17 protein-coding genes are annotated in these 15743 nt (G+C 69.6%); 7 read left to right on the plus strand and 10 right to left on the minus strand.

The window, feature by feature from the left end; all coding sequences use genetic code 11:
• The first annotated feature begins 91 nt into the window (after nucleotides 1-91).
• The 3 genes from AC1RRS_RS11945 to AC1RRS_RS11955 all read left to right on the plus strand — a co-directional run bounded on the left by AC1RRS_RS11945 (nucleotide 92) and on the right by AC1RRS_RS11955 (nucleotide 2215).
• Entirely contained in the window at nucleotides 92-1237 is a 1146-nt protein-coding gene (locus tag AC1RRS_RS11945; protein WP_492855355.1) for an acyl-CoA dehydrogenase family protein, read from the plus strand.
• Nucleotides 1238-1411: 174 nt separating this feature from the next.
• Nucleotides 1412-1810: a hypothetical protein gene (locus AC1RRS_RS11950; protein WP_492855356.1), complete on the plus strand. Its 399-nt coding sequence runs from the start codon at nucleotides 1412-1414 to the stop codon at nucleotides 1808-1810.
• 279 nt (nucleotides 1811-2089) lie between these two features.
• The gene (locus AC1RRS_RS11955; protein WP_492855357.1) at nucleotides 2090-2215 is read left to right on the plus strand and encodes a hypothetical protein; all 126 of its coding nucleotides are present in this window, start codon (nucleotides 2090-2092) and stop codon (nucleotides 2213-2215) included.
• 83 nt (nucleotides 2216-2298) lie between these two features.
• Here AC1RRS_RS11955 and AC1RRS_RS11960 read toward each other — a convergent pair whose 3' ends face one another.
• Nucleotides 2299-2604 (minus strand): DUF8200 family protein, encoded by a 306-nt coding sequence (locus AC1RRS_RS11960; protein WP_487289297.1) that lies wholly within the window; start codon nucleotides 2602-2604, stop codon nucleotides 2299-2301.
• 68 nt (nucleotides 2605-2672) lie between these two features.
• Nucleotides 2673-3278 (minus strand): LOG family protein, encoded by a 606-nt coding sequence (locus AC1RRS_RS11965; RefSeq protein ID WP_492855358.1) that lies wholly within the window; start codon nucleotides 3276-3278, stop codon nucleotides 2673-2675.
• A 103-nt stretch (nucleotides 3279-3381) separates the two neighbouring features.
• Here AC1RRS_RS11965 and AC1RRS_RS11970 point away from each other — a divergent pair, with 103 nt between their 5' ends.
• Genes AC1RRS_RS11970 through AC1RRS_RS11980 form a run of 3 tightly spaced genes read left to right on the plus strand, consistent with a single transcriptional unit; the run spans nucleotide 3382 to nucleotide 6546 of the window.
• A complete protein-coding gene (locus tag AC1RRS_RS11970) occupies nucleotides 3382-4215 on the plus strand; it encodes a hypothetical protein (protein WP_492855359.1) in 834 nt (277 codons plus the stop codon).
• Nucleotides 4140-6065, plus strand: coding sequence for an ABCB family ABC transporter ATP-binding protein/permease (locus tag AC1RRS_RS11975; protein WP_492855618.1), 1926 nt, complete (start codon nucleotides 4140-4142; stop codon nucleotides 6063-6065). The genes AC1RRS_RS11970 and AC1RRS_RS11975 overlap by 76 nt, the downstream gene beginning before the upstream one ends.
• A gap of 43 nt (nucleotides 6066-6108) precedes the next feature.
• Entirely contained in the window at nucleotides 6109-6546 is a 438-nt protein-coding gene (locus AC1RRS_RS11980) for a VOC family protein (protein ID WP_492855360.1), read from the plus strand.
• Between the two features lie 45 nt (nucleotides 6547-6591).
• Here AC1RRS_RS11980 and AC1RRS_RS11985 read toward each other — a convergent pair whose 3' ends face one another.
• The 8 genes from AC1RRS_RS11985 to AC1RRS_RS12020 all read right to left on the minus strand — a co-directional run bounded on the left by AC1RRS_RS11985 (nucleotide 6592) and on the right by AC1RRS_RS12020 (nucleotide 14447).
• Nucleotides 6592-6981 (minus strand): Ros/MucR family transcriptional regulator, encoded by a 390-nt coding sequence (locus tag AC1RRS_RS11985; RefSeq protein WP_158285938.1) that lies wholly within the window; start codon nucleotides 6979-6981, stop codon nucleotides 6592-6594.
• A gap of 75 nt (nucleotides 6982-7056) precedes the next feature.
• Entirely contained in the window at nucleotides 7057-8607 is a 1551-nt protein-coding gene (locus AC1RRS_RS11990; protein WP_492855361.1) for a SulP family inorganic anion transporter, read from the minus strand.
• The gene (locus AC1RRS_RS11995; protein WP_492855362.1) at nucleotides 8604-9299 is read right to left on the minus strand and encodes a carbonic anhydrase; all 696 of its coding nucleotides are present in this window, start codon (nucleotides 9297-9299) and stop codon (nucleotides 8604-8606) included. Before AC1RRS_RS11995 ends, AC1RRS_RS11990 begins: the two co-directional genes overlap by 4 nt.
• 980 nt (nucleotides 9300-10279) lie before the next feature.
• Complete coding sequence (locus AC1RRS_RS12000) at nucleotides 10280-11602, minus strand: ATP-binding protein (RefSeq protein WP_492855363.1); 1323 nt, start codon at nucleotides 11600-11602, stop codon at nucleotides 10280-10282.
• A complete protein-coding gene (locus AC1RRS_RS12005) occupies nucleotides 11599-12348 on the minus strand; it encodes a response regulator (protein ID WP_487289305.1) in 750 nt (249 codons plus the stop codon). The genes AC1RRS_RS12000 and AC1RRS_RS12005 overlap by 4 nt, the downstream gene beginning before the upstream one ends.
• A 210-nt stretch (nucleotides 12349-12558) precedes the next feature.
• A complete protein-coding gene (locus AC1RRS_RS12010; RefSeq protein WP_487289306.1) occupies nucleotides 12559-12864 on the minus strand; it encodes a hypothetical protein in 306 nt (101 codons plus the stop codon).
• A 27-nt stretch (nucleotides 12865-12891) separates the two neighbouring features.
• Nucleotides 12892-13545: a hypothetical protein gene (locus tag AC1RRS_RS12015; RefSeq protein WP_492855364.1), complete on the minus strand. Its 654-nt coding sequence runs from the start codon at nucleotides 13543-13545 to the stop codon at nucleotides 12892-12894.
• A gap of 140 nt (nucleotides 13546-13685) precedes the next feature.
• Nucleotides 13686-14447 carry a helix-turn-helix transcriptional regulator gene (locus AC1RRS_RS12020; protein WP_492855365.1) on the minus strand — a complete coding sequence of 254 codons (762 nt, stop codon included), beginning with the start codon at nucleotides 14445-14447 and terminating at the stop codon, nucleotides 13686-13688.
• A gap of 92 nt (nucleotides 14448-14539) precedes the next feature.
• Here AC1RRS_RS12020 and AC1RRS_RS12025 point away from each other — a divergent pair, with 92 nt between their 5' ends.
• Nucleotides 14540-15712 carry an acyl-CoA dehydrogenase family protein gene (locus tag AC1RRS_RS12025; RefSeq protein ID WP_492855366.1) on the plus strand — a complete coding sequence of 391 codons (1173 nt, stop codon included), beginning with the start codon at nucleotides 14540-14542 and terminating at the stop codon, nucleotides 15710-15712.
• Nucleotides 15713-15743: the final 31 nt, after the last annotated feature.

Genomic DNA, 15743 nt, shown 5'->3' on the forward strand with positions numbered 1-15743 from the left:
AACGGGTAGGGCTTCACAATCCAATCAACGACGCTCCTGGCAGGCCCGGCGGAACGCGGCCTCGGAGCTTTGAGAACAAGGGATTTCAGGGATGGATTTCAACTTCACCGAAGAGCAGTCGATGGTCCGCGACACGGTCGCGAGCTTCCTGCAGGACAAGTACGACTTCGAGACCCGCCGTAAGATCGTGGCCTCGGAAAGCGGCTGGCGCGCCGACTACTGGCAGGCCTTCGCCGAGGAGCTGGGCATCCTGGGGGCCTCGTTCAGCGAGGAGCTGGGCGGTCTGGGCGGCGGCGCGATCGACAACATGATCATCATGGAGGAGTTCGGCAAAGCGCTCGTCATCGAGCCCTATCTGGGCACGGTCGTCATCGGCGGCGGCTTCATGAAGCATTCGGGCTACGCCGGCGCCGCCTCGGTGATCGAGGGCATCGTCGCCGGAACCACGACCATCGCCTTCGCCTATGCCGAACCCCAGGGCCGCTACACCTGGAGCGACCTGAAGACGACCGCCAGGAAGGACGGTTCGGGCTGGATCCTGAACGGCCACAAGGCCGTGGTGGTCGGCGCGCCGTTCGCTTCGCACCTCGTCGTCACCGCCCGCACCGGCGGAAGCCAGCGCGAGGCCTCGGGCGTGTCGGTGTTCCTGATCGACAAGAGCCTGCCGGGCGTCGTCACCCGCGACTATCCCACCGTCGACGGCGGCCGCGCCTCGGAGGTCTATTTCGAGAACGTCTCGATCCCGGCCGACGCCCTGATCGGCGAGGAGGGGGCGGGCCTGCCGCTGGTCGAGAAGGTCATCGACGAGGCCACCGCCGCCAGCCTGGCCGAAGGCGTGGGCGTGCTGCGCAAGCTGCACGAGGGCACCTTGGACTACGCCAAGCAACGCAAGCAGTTCGGCCGCGCCATCGCCGACTTCCAGGTGCTGCAGCACCGCATGGTCGACATGTTCATCGAGCTGGAGCAGTCGGTGTCGATGACCTACATGTCCACCATCAAGCTCGACGAAAGCGACGCCGAGCGCGCCAAGGCCGTGTCGGCCGCCAAGGTGCGCATCGGTCGGGCCCTCAAGTTCGTCGGCCAGAACGCCATCCAGATCCACGGCGGCATGGGCATGACCGATGAGCTGGCGATAGGCCACTACTTCAAGCGCGGCACGATCATCGAGGGCCTGTTCGGCTCGGTCGATCACCACCTGCGCCGCTACGAGGGGCTGTCGTTCGGCGCCGCGGCCTAACACCACCTAAGAAACGGCGCCGCCCACGGAACGACGCTGTTTTTCGAAAGAGGCCGCCTGCGTCACGCCGACGCGGGCGGCCTTTTTTCTGAAAGCGCGATTTTCACCGCCCCGTCGGCGAGGGTGCGACCGTTCAACGCAGCAGAATACCCGATCGACTGCACGGTGAATGTGATGCTCCGCCCCGAAGCCCTCCAAGGTCTCTCCCCGGAAAAACTGGCCGACACCCTGGAGGCCATGGACTCCAGCGCCCGCCTCCTGCTCGACCAGGCCCGCGAGGCCAAGGCGCGCGCCGACAAGCTGGAAACTGCCCTGTCGCTCCTGGTCGGCGTGGTCGCCAACGACCCGGGGCTGGAGGAAAACTACGCCCTGCAACGGATCGCGGGCCAGCTGCGCCTGTGCGCCGACCTGCCGGAACTGGCCGCCGAGCTGGTCGGCTGCGAGGCCGACCGTATCGAACCCGTCATGCTGCGCGCCGCGGCCAACATCATCGCCGCCGCCGGCAAGCCCGACGCGGTGAGCGAAGCCGTCACCCATGAGCTGATGGAGCGGGACGGAGCCACGCTTCACTAATTCATTCGTTGACTGACAATATTCGCGGTGACTGACCTGTCCCGCCGGCGATCATTTTCAGCATGCGGACATCGTCCGAACCCGGAATATTTTGCTTGTCATGGGCGAGCTTGAGCGCATCTTCGCCCATGACGCGCTGACGACTAGGAGGGTGCGAGTCCCTGTAAGCCGCGCGCGTCTCTTTCTGGCTGGGCCGGTCTGCCGACCGGTCCCGTAACAAGTGGAGCGTTTTCAGGAAGCCCTCCTGAACCGCTCCGGGCTGGTCAAGGAGACGCCGCCATGAACGTGACGAAGATGAACCACGCCATGCTGTCCTTCGCCCTGATGGGCGGACTGCTGGTCGGGCCTCGCCCCGGAACCTCCAAGCCGCCGCAGCGGCCGTCCAAGACTTCGGACAGGAAGTAGCGCCTCAGCGCCTCTCACCAAAGAAAAACGCCATCCCGGTCGGTCCGGGATGGCGTGAAATCCGACGCTTTGTCGGGGAGGGCTTACGGCTTGGCCGCCGCGTTGCATTCCTCGATGCCGGCGGCGTCAAGCGCATCGCCGCGCCACGTGAAGGCCGACACGGCCCCGAGCTCGGCCACGATCTTGCGGCAGCTGCGGCCGGCCGGAAGGGCCTTGACCGTCGGCGCCTTGCAGACGGTGCCGGTGCAGCGCCAGATCGCGCCGTCATGAATGAGTTCGGCCTTGGCCGGCGGCGCCTTGAGCACGAGCATGGCGCCTTCGGAAGTCGCGGCCTGGGCCGCGCCGACGAGCGAAATCGCGGCGAAACCGCCGAGCAGAAGCATACGCATGGACATCTCCTATCCCCGCGTCCTATTTCTAGGTGGACGCTGATCACATTGTTCGTTGTGATTGAAAACTAAGTCAATCGGCGAACGTCGATCTCGTGGTCGCGATCGACGTCCAGACCCCAGGCCAGCACGGCCCGCGTCACTTCCGAAGCCTCCGTGACCGAGACCCAGGCGTTGGCCAGCGCCGGCGGCGTCAGCCCGCGCTCGATCGTGTGGTGGAGCAGGGCGAACAGCGGATTCCAGAAGCCGTCGGGATTGTGGAAGACGATCGGCTTGCGATGCAGGTCGAGGCGCCGCCAGGACAGCAGCTCGATGATCTCCTCGAGCGTGCCGATGCCGCCGGGCAACACGACGAAGGCGTCCGAGCGCTCGAACATCAGCATCTTGCGCTCGTGCATCGAGGTGACGATCACCGTCTCGACGTCGTCGAAGGGCTGTTCGCGGCCGCGCAGGAACTCGGGGATGATACCCAGCACCTTGCCGCCAGCGTCGTGCGCGCCACGCGCGGCCGCGCCCATCAGGCCGACGCCGCCGCCGCCGTACACGAGCTTGATCCCCGACCGGGCGAAGTCGCCGCCGATGTCGTAGGCCGCCTGCAGATAGGCCGGGTCGGCCGTGTTCGATGAGCCGCAGTAGACGCAGACCGATCCCAGGGCGCTAGACAGGTCGGGCATCGTCGTCCACTCCAACAAAAGAAAAGGCGCGGCTCCCAGCGGGAAGGGCGCGCCATAGATGTTTCAGGCTCGGCCGCAGGCCGACGCCAGACTGGGAAGGCGCATGATCGGGATTCGCAAGGCCGCTTTCAAGCCGTGGCCCCTGGCGCTCGCAGCGTCCATGGCGCTCGTCGCGACCCTGGCGGGCTGCGACGACGCGGGGCGGCGCAACTGGGGCCGGGAAACGCCGGCCGCCCAGCCGGCCCGCGACCCGGAAGCGGCCTATCTCGCGCCGCCCAAGGTGGTGACCGCAGCGGTCGAGGCCGGCGGCGTGGCCGTGTCTGGATCCGCGGCTCCCGGGGCCTCCGTGCGCCTGGGCTCGCCCACCGGACAGGCCGTCAGCACCGAGGCGGACGCGGGCGGTCTCTGGCGCGCGATCCTGCCCGGCGCGGCCGAACCCCGTCTCTTTGGCCTGTCGATGACCCGCGAGGGTCGCACCGTCCAGGCCGAAGGCTACCTCTTCGTCGCCCCGGAAGGCGCGGTCGCCCTGTTGCGGGCCGGCGGCGGCACCGAGCCGCTGTCGGGACCGTCCGATTCGCCGCGCATCCTGGCCATCGACTTCGACCGCGAGGGCGGGGCGGTGATTTCCGGCGTCGGCCGGCCCGGCGCCGGCTTCGGCGTCCGCGTCGACCGCGCCACCCAGGCCGAAGGCAAGGTCGACGCCCAGGGACGCTTCAGCCTGTCCCTCACCCAGCCACTGGGCCCGGGTTCGCACACCGTGCAGGTGGCCGGCGAGGGCGGCGAGAACCTCGTCCGCCTGGACGTGTCGCCGCCCGGACGGCTGACCGGCGGCCCCCTGCACGCCGAGCGCTTCGAAAGCGGCTGGCGCGCCGACTGGATGACGCCTGGCGGCGGGATCCAGACCACCATGCTGTTCACGCCGGGAACCGGCTCGTGAGGGGCTTTTCTTCGGCCGGTCGTGATCAGGCCCGCACGGCGCCGGAAGCCTCACGCCCGGTCTCCGGCTGGGAGGCGCTGGCGGAGCTGCTGCGCCTCGTCCTGCGCTCGAAGGCGCCGGGCCTGAGCTGGCGACTGACGGCGGCCCTGATCCTGACCTTCGCCGGCAAGGCGCTGGGCGTGGCCGCACCGCTGCTGCTGGGCGCGGCGGTCAACCGGCTGACGGCCGGGCAGGGCGCGGCCACCCAGGTGACCTTGTCGTTCGGCGCCCTGGCGCTGGGCTGGGCCGGCGTGCGCTTCATCGCCGCCGCCGCGCCCCAGGCCCGCGACGCGGTGTTCACGCCCGTCGCCCAGGCGGCCCAGAACCGCGCGGCGACCGAGACCTTCGCCCACGCCCTGTCGCTGTCGATCGACTTCCACCAGACCAAGCGGACCGGCGCCCTGTCGCGGACCATCGACCGCGGCGCGCGGGCCATGGATTTCCTGATCCGGGGCCTGGTCTTCAACATCGCCCCGACCCTGGTCGAACTGGTGCTGGCCGCCGCCGTGCTGGCGCGGGCTTATGACTGGCGGTTCGCGGCGACGGCGATCGTCACGGTCGTGATCTACGGCGTCCTGACCTTCTCGATCTCCAACTGGCGGATCGGCCATCGCCGCGTGCTCAACGAAGCCGACGCCGAGGCGGCCAGCCGGGCCGTCGACGCCTTGCTGAACTACGAGACGGTCAAGACCTTCGGAGCCGAGGACCGGGCGGTCGCCGCCTATGAGCAGGCCTTGAAGACCTACGGCGCGGCCCAGATCAAGGCGACCAACTCGCTGTCGCTGCTGAACGTGGTCCAGTCGCTGGTCATGAGCCTGGGCCTGGCGGTCATGGCCGTGCTGGCCGGCTCGGAAGCCGCCGCCGGCCACATCGGCCCGGGCGACATCACCGCCGTCGTGCTGATCCTCGTGAACCTGTACCAGCCGCTGAACTTCCTCGGCTTCGCCTATCGCGAGATCCGCCAGTCGTTCATCGACATGGAGTCGATGATGGACCTGCGCCGCCAGGGCGCCGACGTCGCCGATGCGCCGGACGCCATCGACCTGCCGCCGACCGGCGACCGCCGGGGCGGGGCCGTGGCCTTCGAGGGCGTCTCGTTCCGTCACGGCGCGCGGTCGGACGGGCTGACGGACGTCGGCTTCGTCGCCAAGCCCGGCCAGACCGTCGCCATCGTCGGCCCCTCGGGCGCCGGCAAGACGACGCTGGTGCGCCTGGCCCTGCGCATGATCGATCCGCAGGCCGGCCGGGTGACGCTGGACGGCCATGACCTGAAGGCGCTGACCCAGGTCTCGCTGCGGCGGGCCGTGGCGCTGGTGCCGCAGGACGTGGCTCTGTTCAACGACACCATCGCCGCCAACATCGCCTTCGGGCGGCCTGACGCGACCGAGGAAGAGGTCTGGGGCGCCGCACGGTCGGCGGAGCTGGGCGACTTCATCGGCAATCTGCCGGAAGGCATGGACACCAAGGTCGGCGAGCGGGGCCTGAAGCTGTCGGGCGGCGAACGCCAGCGGGTGGGCATCGCCCGGGCGCTGCTGGCCGACCCGCGGGTGCTGATCCTCGACGAGGCCACCAGCGCGCTGGACAGCCGCACCGAGGCGGCGATCCAGGCGACGCTGCGCAAGGCCCGGGAAGGGCGCACGACCCTGGTCGTGGCCCACCGGCTGTCGACCATCGCCGACGCCGACGAGATCATCGTCCTGCGCCGGGGCAAGGTGGTCGAGCGCGGTCCGCACGCCGACCTCCTGGCGGCCGACGGCGAATACGCGGCCCTCTGGCGTCGCCAGACGCGCGGCAAGGTCGCGACGGCTTGATCGATCGGCTATATCGGCGCTTCGCAACACTTGGGAGGCTCCCTTGCGCTATCTGCACACCATGGTCCGCGTGAAGGATCTCGACGCCTCGCTGCGCTTCTACTGCGAAGGCCTGGGCCTCCAGGAGATGTACCGGATGGAGAACGAGAAGGGCCGGTTCACCCTGGTGTTTCTCGCAGCACCCGAGGACATCGAGCTGGCCAAGGAGCGCAAGGCGCCGCTGGTCGAGCTGACCTTCAACTGGGACACCGAAGACTATCAGGGCGGCCGCAACTTCGGTCACCTGGCCTATCGGGTCGACGACATCTACGAGACCTGCCAGCGCCTGGCCGATATGGGCGTGGTCATCAACCGTCCGCCGCGCGACGGCCACATGGCTTTCGTCCGCTCTCCCGACGGCATCTCGGTGGAGCTGCTGCAGGACGGCAGCCTGCCGCCCGCCGAGCCCTGGGCCTCAATGCCCAACACCGGCGCCTGGTAGACGCAAGGAAAGGCCCGCCAGCACGGCGGGCCTTTTTCGTTGTGGTCAGCCCCGCGTGCCGAACCGCGCGGCGCGGGCGGCGGTCGAGCGTAGGTCCGAGAAGCTGGCGGCGACCAGCGGATAGTCGTCGGGCAGTCCCCACTTGGCGCGGTATTCCTGCTCGGTCAGGCCCAGGCTGTTGAGGTGGCGCTTGAGCGAGCGGTAGCGGCGGCCGTTCTCGAAGCTGATGATCGCGTCGTCGCTGACGCTGGCGGCGATCTCGTCGGGGCTAGGCCGTTCGACCGGCGCGGCGGGCGTCGAGAACACCGCCTCCAGCGCCGCATAGGTGCGGGCGGCGAGGTCGGGCAGGTCGTCGGTCGAGACGACGTTGTTGTTCAGATAGGCGCAAAGCACCTGGGCCGTCACGTCGGCGGCGCGTTCCTGGGCCTTGTTCATCGGTGAATCTCTAGGGTCTCGCATCGAAAAGAACCCCGGGGACGGCGGGCGGCCGTCCCCGGGGGCGGGGCAGGGTCAGTGGGCGCCGGCGGGCCGCAGGCGGGCGCCGAACACGCAGGCGGGCGGCAGCTCGACCTTCGATCCCGTGCGCTCCTTGCTCTTGACCCACTCGCTGAGCACCTCGGTGGCGGTGTGGTCGAGCACGGTCAGGGCGCTGGTGTCGAGGCGGACGACGCCGCCGTCCGGCGCCGCGTCCAGGGCCTTGGTGATCTTCGGCAGCTGCACGAAGGTCGCCGCGCCCTCGAGGCGGATTTCCTGCTCCTGTTCGCCGACGTCGCGCTGGTCGATGCGCAGGCGCATCTTCTTCAGGTTCGGCAGCAGCTCGACGATGGTCAGGGCCAGGCCGACCAGGACGCCGGTGAGCAGGTCCGTGGCGACGACCATGATGAAGGTCGCGGCCCAGATCAGCGCCGGCAGCAGGCCGTAGCGGGCGAACAGGTGACGCACGTGGTCGAGGCTGACCAGCTTCCAGCCGGTGACCACCAGCACGCCGGCGAGGGCGGCGCTGGGCACCTGGCGCAGGACGAAAGGCAGCAGGGCCACGAAGGCCAGGATCCAGACGCCGTGCATGATCGCCGACAGGCGGGTGACCGCGCCGGCCTGGACGTTGGCCGAGCTGCGCACGATCACGCCGGTCATCGGCAGGGCGCCGACCGCGCCGCACATCATGTTGCCGACGCCCTGGGCGAACAGCTCCTTGTTGTACTTGGTGCGGGGACCATCGTGCATGCGGTCGACGGCGGCCGCCGACAGCAGGGTCTCGGCCGAGGCGATGAAGGCCACCGCCACGGCGGTCAGCACGATCATCGGATCCATCAGCTTGGCGAAGTCGCCAAGGCCGGGGATCGCGATGGCGGCCCCGATCGATTCCGGCACGGCGATCTTCTGAACGTCGAGGCCAAAGCCCATGGCCACGAAGGTGCCTGCCAGCACGCCGAGCAGGGCGCCGGGGACGAGCTTCAGCTTGGCGGGACGGATCTTTTCCCACAGCAGGATCGAGCCGATGGTGACGACGCCGACCAGCAAAGCCGCTTCCGCGCCGCCGAAGGTCGAGGCCGACAGGCCGCCGAGGGCCGCCGGGATGGCCATCAGGTTGTCGAGGCCGTTGGCTTTGGGCTTGTCGCCGAACAGCACGTGCAGCTGGCCCGCGACGATCAGCACGCCGATACCGGCCAGCATGCCGTGGACGACGGCCGGCGAGATGGCGCGGAACCATTGGCCAAGGCGCAGGGCGCCGGCGATCAGCTGGACGAGGCCGGCCAGCACGAGGATCGGCCCGAGGGTCGACAGGCCGTGCTTGGCGACGATCTCGAAGACGATGACGGCGAGACCCGCGGCCGGGCCGCTGACCTGCAAGGGCGAGCCGGCCAGGGCGCCGACGATGATGCCGCCGATGATGCCGGTGATCAGGCCGCGCTCGGCCGGCACGCCGGAGGCGACGGCGATGCCCATGCAGAGGGGCATCGCCACCAGGAAGACGACGATCGAGGCGGTCAGGTCACGCGACAGGAACGCCGTCAGACCGGGCTTGCCACCGTTGGGGGAGGAAACGGCGGGGCGGGTCATTCGGCGGCGATGCCCAGGTGGTCGGCGGCGACCATGCGACGGCTCGGGCGCTGGGCGACGGGGAGGGGCGCGCCTTCGTAGACCTGTTCGAACTGGCCGGTGTCGCCGTTGTAGGCCTGGATCTGGCCGGTCTCGATCTCGAAGAACCAGCCGTGCAGGGTCAGCTCGCCCTTGGCCAGGCCCGAGGCGACCGAGGGGTGCGTGCGCAGGTGGTTGATCTGGACGACGACGTTCTCGAGCGACAGGGCGCGGGTGCGCTCATGGTCGCCCAGGCCGTGATAGGCGTTGCAGACCACGCTGTGGGCGGCGTGGGCGTGGCGCAGCCAGGCGGCGACGTTGGGCATCTTCTCCAGGGCTTCCGGATGCGAGAAGGCCTTCATGGCCCCGCAGTCGGAGTGGCCGCAGACGACGATGTCGCGCACGCCCAGCGCCACGACGGCGTATTCGACGGCCGAGGAGACCCCGCCGTTGGCCTGGGAGAACGGCGGCACGATATTGCCGGCGTTGCGGCAGACGAAGAGATCGCCGGGCGCGGCCTGGGTGATCAGCTCGGGCACGACGCGGCTGTCGGCGCAGGAGATCATCAGGGCCTTGGGGCTCTGGCCGTGGCTGGCCAGGCGCTCGTAGAGGGCGCTCTGGGCGGGAAAGACCTGGCCGCGGAAGAGGGCGGCGCGTTCGAGAAACTGTTCCAAGGGAACCTCCGTGCGATGGCCGCGACGTCCGGGGAAAGGGGGAAACGGACGTCGCGGCGCGGCGCGGCTGGACCGCCACGCTAGGGAGGAAGTTGGGGGGCGGCCTTTGCTGCGATGCAGCGGGTTTGTGTCAAAGGGTGTCTGAGGGCCTGCGAAGACCCCCTCCGGCCCTCCGGGCCACCTCCCCCAGAGGGGGAGGATCTACGCCGCAGATGCTCCCCCTCTGGGGGAGCTGTCGCGGAGCGACTGAGGGGGTTTTGGGCACGGCTTCTCGGCCTCCCGTGAAAACTCACGAAAGTTGATGGGGAGGCGCGGAGCGGCCGGGCGGAGGCCGGAGACCGTGATGTGGTTTAGCGTTTCGGCTTCGTCTGACCGCTCCGCCACATCGTAGGCTCGAAGGACCGGGGGCGCGGGTGCTTTTTCAACCCTGGACCCGGTTGTCCCTCGGACGGGCAGGATCAATAGCCCCGCGGTGATCCGGCGGCGCCTCGGCTGATCCTGTTAGGCCGGTTTGAAACTATCCCGGCCCTGTCGACCCGCAAGTCTCGTCACGGAACGGCTGGCGGCCCAATCACGCCTTCTGAGCGATCCTGCAAACCCGCCCTTCCCATGACGCAACAAGCGGCCCCGCTCGATGCGATCCACAGCCGCTAACTCGGGCCGGTACCAAGAGCCCTCCCCATGGCTGGGATGGCTTTGATTATGGGGCGGGTTGAGCAGGGGAGGATAAGTCGGGGTGATAAAGTTGCAGGACGTTGAGTTGGTTGGACTCTTTTCCAATTACGCCGTGTGAGCAGTGTGCGTAGAGCCCGATCCTTCTCCCCTTGCGGGAGAAGGTGGCGGCCGAAGGCCGTCGGATGAGGGGTCTCTCAGACATCCGACATCGCGCCCGGCCTGGCCGCTGCACGCGGCGTTGAGATCTGAGAGACCCCTCACCCGACCTGCTTCGCAGGCCACCCTCTCCCGCAAGGGGAGAGGGATCAGAGGGCCGGCAGCCGCACCTCGGCGCGCAACCCGCCCTCGGGGCGGTTCTTCAGCACCAGTTCGCCGCCTTCGCGCTTGAGGATCTGCTGGACGATGGTCAGGCCAAGGCCCAGGCCCGCCGTGTTGCGGGCGCGGGCGCTGTCGAGGCGGTTGAAGGGTTCGAGGACGTGGGCCAGTTCTTCCTCGGGGATGCCGGGGCCGCTGTCCTCGACCGCCAGGATCACCAGCCGGCCGTCGCGGACCAGGCTCAGGCGGGCCTCGCCGCCGTAGTGCAGGGCGTTCTCGACCAGGTTGCTGATCGCCCGCTTCAAGGACAGCGGTCGGGCGTGGACCGGCAGGTGTTCAGGACCCTCGTAGCTGGCCTCGCGCTCGGAGTCGGTGGCGTCGTCGACCAGGGTCATGGCGATGGCGGCGATGTCGGTGCGGCGCGGCGGCTCGGGATCCTCCTGGCCGCCGAGATAGGCCAGCAGCGAGTCGAGCATGGCCGTCATCTCGGCGACGTCGGCTTCCAGGGCCTCGCGGGCGGCGGCGTCCTGGACGAAGCCGGCGCGCAGGCTGAGCCGGGCCAGGGGCGTGCGCAGGTCGTGGCCGACGGCGGCCAGGGCCTCGGTGCGGGTCTGCAGCAGGCCGGCGATGCGGTCCTGCATGGCGTTGAAGGCCTTGGCGACCAGTTTCAGGTCGCCGGCCCCGGTCTCGGCGACGCGCATGCGCTCGCCCTGGCCGACCTTGTCGGCGGCCTCGGCCAGCGCTCGAAGCGGCCGGCTGAGGTTGCGCAGCACCAGGGCGGCGGCGGCGATGACGCCCAGGCCCAGAATGAAGGCCGAGCCGAAGCTGCTGAGCACCACGGCCCAGGGCGCGGCGCGGATCTTGGTCTTCATCCACACCCACGAGCCGTCGCGCATCTTCAGCGCCACCTTCAGGTGGGTGTCGCGGGGCAGGGCGTGGTCGGTCTCGGTGTTCATCCGCAGCTCGCGCCGCACGAGGCTGGGCTCGGCGTCGCGGAACTGGTCCTTCAGCTTGCGCTCGGCGGCGCGTTCGCGATCGACCAGGCTCGGCAGGGCGGTCCAGCCGATCTCGTTGGGACGGGCCGACAGGCCGGCGGCGCGGGCGGCCCGCTCGTGCTCGGGGCGGGTCTCGAGGATGGCCTCGGCGGTGACCAGCTGCTCGGCGGCGCGTCGCACCTGGTTGTCGCGATTGGGATAGAGGCGGCTGTTCTCGAACAGGATCGAGCTGCCGACGAATTCCAGGGCCACGGCCAGCATCAGGACCAGGGTGACCTGGCCGACCAGACGCTGCGGCCACAGCCGCAAAGGCTTCATCGACGCTCCACCGCCGCCGTGAAGATGTAGCCGACGCCGCGCACGGTGCGCAGCAGCGCCTCGGCCTGGCCGCTGACCGCCAGTTTGCGGCGCAGCCGGCTGACCAGCACGTCGATGCTGCGGTCCGAGGCGTCGGAGATGCGGGCGCGCGACATTTCCAAGAGGCGCTCGCGGCCGATCACCCGCTGGGGCGACGACAGGAAGGCCAGCAGCAGGTCGAACTCGGCCCCCGACAGGTCGACGAAGGCGCCGTCGGGCGACAGCAGCTCGCGGCGGCCCGGATCGAGCTGCCAGCCGGCGAACACCATCTGCTGATGGCCGCGCGGCTGGCTGGACTGGGTGTTGCCCTGGGCGCGGCGCAGGATGGCCCGGATGCGGGCGATCAGCTCCTTCTGGCTGAAGGGCTTGCCGATATAGTCGTCGGCGCCGAGCTCCAGGCCGATCAGGCGGTCGGTCTCGTCGTCGCGGGCGCTGAGCATGACGATCGGCACGTCGCTTTCACGGCGCACGCTGCGGCACAGGTCAAAGCCGTTGCTGCCGGGCAGCATGACATCGAGCAGGATGATGTCGACGCTGTTGGTCTCCAGCACCCGGGCCATCTCGGCCCCGTGGGCGGCGCTGAGCGGCTGGAAGCCCTCCTCGCGCAGCAGGCGCATCAGGAGGGTGCGCAGGGCCGGATCGTCCTCGACGATCAGGACGACCGGCGCGACGGGGGCGGCAGCGATCTCGCGCTGCAGGGCGATCATTCCGTGGCCTGAGGATTCCATGCGTCCGGGCTATCTAGGAACGACGGCGCCGTGAACAAGGCCGAAAGGGGCGTTTCTTCGCCGGTTTCCACCAGGGGTCGGTCGACCTTCGTCGCTCGCTGAAAAGTAAGGCGCCCTCGCGCGCACTTCGGGGGAAGAGGAACTCGCGCGAGGGCAGGCCGCCGGGGCGGCCGTCTTTGGACCGCTGGCTTAAGCCGCGCGGCAGGCTTCGGAAACAGCGGCCCGCACCGCGCCTTCGTGGGCGGCGGCGTCGGCGGCGCTGTTGAACACCACGTGGACCAGGCCGTCTTGCGGCTTGGCCTTGGACACGCCCTGGCGGCTGGCGACGGCGGTGGCGGCCGACTGGGCGCAGGGGGTCTGGATCTTCACCGTGCGCTTGGCGAGGTTCTGCTTGGCGACGGCTTCGGTGTGGGTAAGGCCGTGGCCGGCGGGACCGGCGACGGCGGGCGAGGCGGCCAGGCACGCGGCCAGGCCGAGGAACGCAACGACTTTCATGGACTTAAGAAGCTCCGGATACTGAACTCAGCCGCCAGCGGCGGTGTCGGCTTTCGCCTGAAGGGCGGGCAGGGTGGCGCGGTAGCCGTCGACGGCCTTCAGCAGGCCGGCGATCTCGGCCGGGGTGATGGCCGTGCGGTGCTCGTAGCCCTTGTCGGACTTGAACTTGAAGCCCCAGGCCGACGGCGCGGCGGCCAGCTTGCGCAGCTCGGTCTCGCTGACGGTGAAGGCCAGTTCCTCGCGGCACAGCTCGGGCGCCTCGAACAGGAAGCACTGACCGGCGTTGTCGCGGATCTTGGTCACCTGAGCCTGCACCGGAAAGGCGCTGGTCTGGTAGGCCACGGCCCCTTCGCCATAGCCGCGCATCGAGCCCTGGTAGGTCAGGGTCTGGCGCACCTCGAAGCGGGTCGAGCCCGTGCGCTTGTCGACGACGGCGCGCAGGTGGTTGTCGTTGGCGGGCGAGCGGAACACGCCCTTGCCGGTCTGGAAGCCGCGCTCGGTGCTGACGACGGTCTCGATGTCGAGCGGATCATCCAGCACCTGGGCCTTGGCGTGGAAGTGCTCGACGCCGAGCGCCGTCTGCTTGGCGGGCAGTTTCACCGTTTCCGCCGCTGCGGCGCCGGCGATCGCGAAGCCGCTGATCACGGTCAGGGCCAGCAGGCGATGACGGGTCTTGTTCATGGTCTTCTCCCGAACGGCGCCGACCGATCCCTCGTTCGACAGGCGCCTCTGAACGTGTGTCAGAGTGGAGAGAGCGCCTTGCGGCTTTGCATCGCGTTCGTGACAAAACGTGTCGGAGCAGGCGTTTCCGCGCGACGGCGTTATGCGGCCGAGCCCAGGTAGCCCAGGCCCGTGGCGCGGTGGATGGCCTGGGCGCGGCCGGCGACGCGCAGCTTCAGGGCCGCGTTCTGAACGTGGAAGCGGACGGTGGGTCCGGAGATGCCGATGATCTGGCCGATGTCGGCGTCGGTCTTGCCGGCCGCGGCCCACTTCAGGCACTGGATCTCGCGCTTGGTCAGCCGGGCCAGGGGCGCGTCGTCGCCGACGCCGTCGCGATAGGCCGAGACCAGGCGCAGGGCCGCGCCGTGCAGCTGGTCGGCGCGGGCCTCGTAGAGCGCCGGCAGGTCGGGAACGGGCTTGGCCGAGGCCCAGACGACGGCCCCGATCACTCCGCCGGTCAGGTAGGCGGGCGCGATGATGGCGGCGGCGACGCCGAAGTCCTCGGCCGCCTCGCGCACGGCGATGGCTTCGAGCCGGGGCAGGGGCCGCCAGCTGGAAAAGCGGCCCTCATGGTAGAAGAATGGGTCGGCGGCGTAGCGGGCGGCCAGGATGAACGGGGCCCGCAGGGCGAAGGAGCGGTCGCGCCAGTAGCGCAGGCCGGCGTCCAGCCACTCGAAAGTGGTCTCGGCCAGGGGCAGGCCGTCCGGGCCGAGCATCGGCTCGGGGCTCGAGATGTCGGCGCTGGCGGCGACGTAGGGCAGGCCGATCTCGGCCCCGAGGTCGCGGACCCGCACCGCCAGGTCCATGACCCGCGCCAGGCGTTCGTCGATTCCCCCCAAGGTCTGGACCGTGGTCGCCGTCATGCGGGCGCTCTTTCCCTATCGGTTCCGATAGCTTGCGCACCCGGGTCAGGCTTTCGCAAGTTTCCCCGAGGGCGTGGGATGGGAGTGAGCGCGTGGACCTGGAACTGTCGGCCGAGGACCTGGCCTTCCGCGACGCGGTGCGCGCCTTCATCGACGCAAACCTCAGCCCCGAACTGCGCGAGGCCGGGCGGCGGATGACCAGCGTGTTCTGCGACAAGGCCAACAGCCTGGCCTGGCAACGGATCCTGGCCGCCCAGGGCTGGGCCGCGCCGACCTGGCCGGTCGAGTACGGCGGGCCGGGCTGGAGCGAGATCCAGCGCCACGTGTTCTTCGCCGAATGCGCCCGGGCCGGAGCGCCGGGGCTGGCGCCGATGAGCCTGAGGATGGTGGCGCCGGCGATCATGCGGTTCGGCAACCCCGAGCAGAAGGCCCGCTACCTGCCGCGCATCCTGTCGGGCGAGGACTATTGGTGCCAGGGCTATTCGGAGCCCGGGGCGGGGTCGGACCTGGCCTCCCTGCGGATGAAGGCGGTCGCCGACGGCGACGACTACGTGCTGAACGGCTCGAAGATCTGGACCACCCATGCCCACTGGGCCACGCACATGTTCTGCCTGGTGCGCACCTCGACGGAGGGCAAGCCGCAGGCGGGCATCACCTTCCTGCTGGTCGAGATGGACCGGCCGGGGATCCGCGTCGATCCGATCATCACGATGGCTGGCGAGCACGAGGTCAACCAGGTGTTCTTCGACGACGTCCGCACGCCTAGGGCCGACCGGCTGGGCGAGGAGAACCAGGGCTGGACGGTGGCCAAGCATCTGCTGGAGTTCGAGCGGGGCGGCGGCTATGCGGCCGGGCTGGAGGCCGGACTGGAGCGCCTGCGCGGGCAGGTCGAGCCGGACGACCTCGATCACCGCCGGCGGCTGGCCGAGGCGCAGATCGCGGCGCTGGCCATCGACGTCACCGAGCGGCGGGTGCTGAGCGCCTTCGCCAGCGGGGCCAATCCGGGGCCGGCCTCGTCGATCCTGAAGGCGCAGGGTTCGGAGGCCTTGCAGCGGCAGGACGAACTGGCGCTGGACGCCCTGGGCGGCTACGCGGCCGTGCATCAGCCGAAGGCGCGCGAGGCGGGCTCGAACGAGGTCTTCGTCGGCCCCGAGAGCGGCCTGACGACCACGGCCCGCTATCTCAACAACCGCGCCGCCTCGATCTATGGCGGCTCCAACGAGATCCAGCGCGACATCATCGCCCGGCTGGTGCTGGGGCTGTGACCCTATCAGTTCCGATAGCTTGTTAGAGTCC

Source organism: Caulobacter sp. GW821-FHT12A07 (assembly GCF_058807655.1).

Bases quoted from the DNA above. Each gene is read 5' to 3' on its own strand.
- AC1RRS_RS11945 (WP_492855355.1), top strand. From the start codon at position 92: ATGGATTTCAACTTCACCGAAGAGCAGTCGATGGTCCGCGACACGGTC.
- AC1RRS_RS11950 (WP_492855356.1), top strand. From the start codon at position 1,412: ATGCTCCGCCCCGAAGCCCTCCAAGGTCTCTCCCCGGAAAAACTGGCC.
- AC1RRS_RS11955 (WP_492855357.1), top strand. From the start codon at position 2,090: ATGAACGTGACGAAGATGAACCACGCCATGCTGTCCTTCGCCCTGATG.
- AC1RRS_RS11960 (WP_487289297.1), bottom strand. From the start codon at position 2,604: ATGCGTATGCTTCTGCTCGGCGGTTTCGCCGCGATTTCGCTCGTCGGC.
- AC1RRS_RS11965 (WP_492855358.1), bottom strand. From the start codon at position 3,278: ATGCCCGACCTGTCTAGCGCCCTGGGATCGGTCTGCGTCTACTGCGGC.
- AC1RRS_RS11970 (WP_492855359.1), top strand. From the start codon at position 3,382: ATGATCGGGATTCGCAAGGCCGCTTTCAAGCCGTGGCCCCTGGCGCTC.
- AC1RRS_RS11985 (WP_158285938.1), bottom strand. From the start codon at position 6,981: ATGAACAAGGCCCAGGAACGCGCCGCCGACGTGACGGCCCAGGTGCTT.
- AC1RRS_RS11990 (WP_492855361.1), bottom strand. From the start codon at position 8,607: ATGACCCGCCCCGCCGTTTCCTCCCCCAACGGTGGCAAGCCCGGTCTG.
- AC1RRS_RS12000 (WP_492855363.1), bottom strand. From the start codon at position 11,602: ATGAAGCCTTTGCGGCTGTGGCCGCAGCGTCTGGTCGGCCAGGTCACC.
- AC1RRS_RS12005 (WP_487289305.1), bottom strand. From the start codon at position 12,348: ATGATCGCCCTGCAGCGCGAGATCGCTGCCGCCCCCGTCGCGCCGGTC.
- AC1RRS_RS12010 (WP_487289306.1), bottom strand. From the start codon at position 12,864: ATGAAAGTCGTTGCGTTCCTCGGCCTGGCCGCGTGCCTGGCCGCCTCG.
- AC1RRS_RS12015 (WP_492855364.1), bottom strand. From the start codon at position 13,545: ATGAACAAGACCCGTCATCGCCTGCTGGCCCTGACCGTGATCAGCGGC.
- AC1RRS_RS12020 (WP_492855365.1), bottom strand. From the start codon at position 14,447: ATGACGGCGACCACGGTCCAGACCTTGGGGGGAATCGACGAACGCCTG.